Genomic DNA, 6031 nt, shown 5'->3' with positions numbered 1-6031 from the left:
TATCAGCTTAGCACTGTAGGCACTGATATCAGATATCTCTTGAGCAGCTAGCATCTTCTTTTGTTTTTGACTGACAAGAATATCTGCTTCACTGACAATAGTGGCTTTTTCCTTGAGTAAAGTAAGCCAAGCATCAACTTCTATTGCTAGGTCTGTTTTTGTTAATAGCACGAGTGAAAACTCTAGCTCATCAATATCAATGTTGGCATTTGTTAGTGGTACTGGCTTTATCTACACTCCCAGCTAAAGCATCGTGCGAGGTTAAACTAAATAATAGGCAAGTAAAACCAAGGTATAAGAGGCTTAGTGTCATGATAAAAGCCTGGTGATTTCTCTAGTTTTTTAACCGATTCAGTACATATGGCTAGTCTATATGACCGGGAAGAAACTTGATTAGGAATATAGTGGGATACATGTAACTTGTTTATTTTAATTGAAATGGTGTCAGGAGCCAGGTCAGGTTGTTGCTGTAACTGTGGGCAAGTTCATAGCGGGGTCTTAATTGCGGCTATGTGATAGTTATCAGTATAATGTTCAGAGTTCATAGCTAGATGTCTGCATTTCTCTTGCTGTGAACAACTATGCAGTCAGACTGTGATTATAAATTGTAATCTTGCTATTTTTTAGCTAGTATAAAATTCAATCAATAATTGTGTTAATGGAATAATAACAATGATTTATCGAAAGCTGATTTCTATAGTAGCAGCTCTTACCTTAAGCACCTTATCCCCAGTAACTCAGGCTATTCCGGTAAAGTCATGTATGGAAGATAGTTGTGTCATATTTTTTAATAAATGGCAGTCTATGGTTAAAGATAAAGGAGCTCTAGCCCTTTCAGCGTTAGGTGAGCTTTATTACCAAGGCTACGGCACAGAAAAAAACCTCGAAAAATCGATTAAAAGCTTTCGCAAAGCCTCACATTATAAATTTGCCCATGCACAATACCGCGCAGGGGTGTTTTATTTAATGGAGACTAGCTTTATTGATAATAAAGAAGGTATTAGATATTTGAGAAAAGCGGCCAGAAATGGCCATACAGAATCAGCTTTTTTATTGGCTATTATTTTTGGTACCGGCGAATTAGGCATCAAAGATGTTGGAGAGTCTGACAAATGGCTGGGTAAAGCATTAAAAAGTAAGCATTATGTGGCCCAAAAATATGCGAGCTATTTATATAAAAGTGGTCAAGTAGATGAAGGTCATTATATTAAAGTAAACGAAATTATTAGTGAGTTACAAGCTAATACTCTTACAGGTAATAGTGCCAGTACCAGCTCAGAAGGAGATATTGCTAAAGCATTGGCTGAAATCCCTTGGATAAATCATGCTAATAAAACTACCAATATACCATCAAGCCCATCACTTGAAGATATGTTCGATCCTGAAGCATTTAGTTTAAAAAGTACAAGGCTAGAGGCTGGAACTGCCCTAAGAACAAACAAGAGTAGTTGTGAAAAAATATTTAGTTGCTATCAAGTGGATCAAGATGATTTCTGGCAGTCTGCAGACTCACCTGTAGCAACTATAAGTAATTAAAAGGTGAATAACACAAACTAGAGCTAACAAGTTTGTGTTATTCGCCTGAGCATTATTGTCGCGTACTTATTTTAACTCACTAGCAAACCATGCAACTATGGTTTGTGTTAACTGTTTATCACTCTCAAGTAATGGATAGCCATGCATGCTGCCTTTATAAGAGATCATTTTACTATTGGGATGTTTAGCGGCTGAAAATAGCAGTTTGGCACTGGTGAATGTTCTGCCATCGTTTTCTGAGGCTATGATAAGCGTAGGTTGTTCTACTAGTGTTTTACTATAGCGAGCAATATTTTCATCTCGCTGGGATGAAGAGAAAAAGCTAATAGCACTAATACTTTCTTTTTCAGCTAGGGTGATGGCTTGGCTACCGCCGCAACTAGCACCAATTATGCCCACTTTACTATTTTTAGCTATTTTACCCTTCAAATAGTCAAAGGCTATCTGTACGTCTTCGGGCCAATGTGCTGACATTTGTGACCAAGCCTGTCTCCGCTATGCTTGTGGTGATTTTTGAATCACATCGACGTTGTATTCTTCACTGATACTTTCGCCAAAACCTCTAAAGTCTAGACTTAGCGCATGAATGCCGCGTTGTGCTAATTGCTCGCCAATAGCGTTGTACATAGTGCGATTGTAATTACACTGGTGCAGCATTAATACGGCGCGATTACTTAGCTTTTGCGTAGTATTTTCCCCGGGATAATAATCCGCTTTCAGGGAGAAATTATCTGAGGTAGTTAAAGTGATTTCAGTAGCGAAGCTAGTTATCGAAATAAGCAGACTGCTTAGTAATACCGAAGTACATAGTGAAGTAAATAAACGTGGCATAACAATTCCTATTGTTGTTTTTATAAACTTGACCCTCAAGTTAGCTATATTCTTTCAGTGTCGACAGTAAAATGCGTTTAAGCGTTGAAAAATCGAGCTATATGACTGGATTTGTAGCTTGACGGTTACACAATCAAGCACGTTGCTGGTGGCTACCTTGATATAATCTGCGCCCTTTTTTATCTTGTTATGGAAATTTTATTTTGAGATCAGTATTTTTTTATTATCAGTTTTATTTATCACCTTATTATCGGTTAATGTCAGCGCAAAAAGTACAGAGATAGATGGTTTAGATTTTGGTCCCTTGGCTGGTTTAGTGGGGACGTGGCAAGGCGATAAAGGTGTCGATGTTGCACCAGGAAAAACAGTCCTACATGTGGCACCCTATTTTGAAATCATTCAAATTGAAGTTGTTGGTGATGTAACCAATGCCGGTGCAGAAAAGTTGGCAGTATTAAGTTACCACCAAGAAGTATTTCGAAAAGCAGATGGCAAAAAATTTCATGGCCAAATCGGTTACTGGATTTATGATGCAGTGACTAAAGAGATTCACCATACTATTAGTATTCCTCGAGCTGTTACTGTAATGGCTAGCGGCAAGCTAACAGCATCTGGCGCGATTAAATTGTCCACTGATTCTCAAATTGGTCAGTCTCAATTTATGTTAGATAATGCTAAAACAACAAAGTTTGAAATGACATTAACTTTAAATGGCGATAGCTTAAGCTACTCTATGACCACGCACTTAGACATTTATGGTAAAACTTTCCCGTATACAGATGTCAATGTATTAACGAGTAAATAAGGTTAGTTAGCGTTTAAAAATAAAAAGCTAAAATTAAGTTAAAGTAAAAATTTAAGTGAAAGGATGTATAAGCATCCTTTTTTGTTAGTTAATTGATGAAGCTAAAGCTAAGTTTTTAATCAATGCTCTTTCTTTGACGAGGGAAGTATTATTGTTAGCTTTAAGCCATTTGCTGGCTGATTTTCTGCGTATATCTCACCTTGATGTAATTGGATAGCTTGTTGGGCTATGGCTAGGCCTAAACCGGTACCACCGCTACTGCGCTCTCTGCCATCGGCAACACGAAAAAATGGCGTGAATAGTTTTGTTATCATTTCATTTGGAACACCAGGGCCATGATCAGCAATACTTAGCATTACTTGCTCATCTTGCTGGCTTAATTCAATAGTCACTACTTGCTGAGCGGGTGAATATTTCACCGCGTTATTAACTATATTGCTGATAGCACTGACGAGTAGTTTACTGTCGGCTAAAATAAAGCCGCTAACTCTCCCTTGTAACGCTATGGTGACCCCCTTACTTGTAGCAAAGTATTGGCAGTCATTAACAACGTGTGTAACCAACCCTTGTAATTCGATCTCTTCGACAGTAAAGGTATTATGGCTATGCTCTAGTCTTGAAAGAGTCAGTACATCGGCAATCATTTCATCTAACCGATCGACTTCCTTTTCACAGCGGTTTAAATGCTTCTGTTGCTCAGCGTTATTGCCCATGTTTTTTTCGGCTAAAGCGACGGCTAATTGTAGACGAGTTAATGGCGACCTGAGTTCATGGGAAACATCGGCTAACAAACGTTGATGGGAGCTAATATTGCTTTCTAATTGCTTAGCCATTTGGTTAAAACTGCGCGCTAGATCGCCAAATTCATCGGAGCGTTGGTCAAATTTTGTTATACGGGTTGCCAACTTACCTTCACCTAACTCTCTACTGGCTTTTTGAAGCGCTATTAAAGGCTTAGTAAAGCTTTTAGCTAATAACCAGCAACATAAAAAGCTAATGGTTAATAGGAAAAAAAGACGTAAGGCAATAGGTAATTGGTAGACTAAACTCACTAAACGTTTTCTGTGTAACTCATTGGCTATAAACAGTTGCAATTGTTCACCATTAACTACTATAGGCTGAGAAGAGGTAACCTTAGTAAAATCAAAATCAATAGTCACCGGGTTATTAAGAGGGTGCCTTTTTAAATAGTCTTTTACTTTTGACCAACCGCGATTTCTCGGCGCATAAACCTTGTTTGTCGCTACTTTTTTTATGAGTAAATGTTGCTGATGTTTTCGGTGAAACTTGTGTTGCAATGCTTTAAGTTTTACTTGTGTTTTACCTGCTAGTCTTTGCTGATAAAGTGTTAATAATTTCAGTTGCTGTGGATTAGCCTGTTCTTGGCTTGGGCTATGCCTAAATTGCATGGTGACTAAGTAACTAATCAGTACAGAGGTGAGTATCACTAACCAAAAAGCGATAAATAGCTTTAAGCTAATACCTAAGGCAAACTTGTTCTGCCATTTATTTTGTTTAAGCACGGTTACTGCTCTCCTTGTAAAAAGACATAACCTGCACCTCGCACTGTTTTCATCTTGTCTATTGGGTCTATAGCGAGTAACTTTCTACGGACATTGCCCACATGTACATCAACGGTTCTATCATAGGGACTGAGTTTACGTTGTAATACTTGCTCAGATATTTCAGCTTTACTGATAATTTTACCGTGATGTTCAAGCATATAAACCAGCACTAAATATTCAGTACCGGTTAATTCAAGTAAGGTCTTTTGACAAAAAATTTCACGGGTAGCCTGGTTAATCCTAACCTGATTGACAATAAGTTGTTCGGTCGGTACTTTTATTTCGGTAGTACTCTGGCTTTTGACAATGGTGATGCGTCTGAAAATGGCGTTAATACGTGCTAATAACTCCCTATGTTTAAAGGGTTTTGCTAGGTAATCATCGGCGCCTAATTCTAGCCCTAAGATTTTATCATTATCATCGCCCCTAGCTGTCAGCATTAGAATAGGGGTTTTATGGTTACCGCCCAGTGCCTTTAACACTTCAAAGCCATTGAGTACCGGCATCATGACATCAAGTAGTATCAGATCAAAACAATCATCAAACGCTTTTGCTAAACCACTAGCACCATCTAAACAAGAGGTTACCTTAATTTTTTCACAGGCTAGGTACTCGGTAAGTAACTCGGCAAGTTCTTGGTCATCATCTATTAATAAAATGTGTTTAGTTTGAGTAATGGCTTGGGTCATATGAGTACTACTTTATTAAGAAGAGGCATGACTGCCTGAGTTTTCATTGGTTTCCTAGCAATTAGTTTACGTGATCTTAGCGACACAGAACATAACTTTACATAGCTTTACATAGCCTTGCACTGCTTTGCAAAACACCTCGATATACTAAAGCTGAACTGAAAAACAACTTAAGACAACTTAATTGAAGTTAATTTAACTCTTTGCCAAGAGGGTTAAAAATAGCTAACAAGGAAATATCAAATGAAAACTACCCTTAAAAATATTGCCATTGTCACGTCACTTTGTTCAGCTTTGGTGTTATCGCCTGTTAGCCTTGCTGGTAGCGATAGCAATCATAACCATCATAAAAGTGGTGATAGAAGCAATCAGCAAATGAGTGAAAAAAAAATCGCCAAGCTGACTCGTAAACTGGATTTATCAGAAACTCAGCAAGCAGATATTAAAGCACTTAAAAGTGAAGCTAAGGTGCAGATGCAAGCATTAAAACCAGCAATGGAAGCTTTTCGTCAGCAAGTTAAAACATTAATGTCTGCAGAGACCTTTGATGAGCAAGCTTTTAGTCAATTACATGCGAGTAATCAAGATGTCTTTAGCGCGATGGC

Annotated in this window: 7 protein-coding genes; 3 read left to right on the top strand and 4 right to left on the bottom strand. The window is 38.1% G+C overall.

The annotated features are described in order from the left end of the window. Positions 1 to 672: 672 nt before the first annotated feature. Entirely contained in the window at positions 673 to 1536 is an 864-nt protein-coding gene (locus HRT50_RS17200) for a tetratricopeptide repeat protein (protein WP_291616766.1), read from the top strand. A gap of 66 nt (positions 1537 to 1602) precedes the next feature. On the opposite strand, the gene HRT50_RS17195 is transcribed toward HRT50_RS17200, so the two are convergent. Both HRT50_RS17195 and HRT50_RS17190 read right to left on the bottom strand, forming a co-directional pair. Next, positions 1603 to 2010, bottom strand: coding sequence for a dienelactone hydrolase family protein (locus HRT50_RS17195; protein WP_291616764.1), 408 nt, complete (start codon positions 2008 to 2010; stop codon positions 1603 to 1605). Positions 2011 to 2031: 21 nt separating this feature from the next. Further along, complete coding sequence (locus HRT50_RS17190) at positions 2032 to 2367, bottom strand: hypothetical protein (protein WP_291616762.1); 336 nt, start codon at positions 2365 to 2367, stop codon at positions 2032 to 2034. A 184-nt stretch (positions 2368 to 2551) separates the two neighbouring features. Here HRT50_RS17190 and HRT50_RS17185 point away from each other — a divergent pair, with 184 nt between their 5' ends. Continuing rightward, on the top strand, positions 2552 to 3172 hold the full coding sequence (locus HRT50_RS17185; RefSeq protein ID WP_291616760.1) for a heme-binding beta-barrel domain-containing protein: 621 nt from the start codon (positions 2552 to 2554) through the stop codon (positions 3170 to 3172). Positions 3173 to 3291: 119 nt separating this feature from the next. Here the strand turns inward: HRT50_RS17185 and HRT50_RS17180 are convergent, their stop codons facing one another. Next, complete coding sequence (locus HRT50_RS17180; RefSeq protein WP_291616758.1) at positions 3292 to 4695, bottom strand: ATP-binding protein; 1404 nt, start codon at positions 4693 to 4695, stop codon at positions 3292 to 3294. Positions 4696 to 4697: 2 nt separating this feature from the next. Then, a complete protein-coding gene (locus HRT50_RS17175) occupies positions 4698 to 5426 on the bottom strand; it encodes a response regulator transcription factor (protein ID WP_291616756.1) in 729 nt (242 codons plus the stop codon). Positions 5427 to 5669: 243 nt separating this feature from the next. Here HRT50_RS17175 and HRT50_RS17170 point away from each other — a divergent pair. Beyond that, a partial coding sequence (locus HRT50_RS17170; protein ID WP_291616753.1) for a periplasmic heavy metal sensor occupies positions 5670 to 6031 on the top strand: 362 nt, incomplete at its 3' end.

Origin of the sequence: Colwellia sp. (assembly GCF_013215345.1) — a bacterium.
GTDB lineage: Bacteria > Pseudomonadota > Gammaproteobacteria > Enterobacterales > Alteromonadaceae > Colwellia.
The sequence above is the reverse complement of the archived record's forward strand: the minus strand, read 5'-3'. Positions and strand labels throughout refer to the sequence as shown.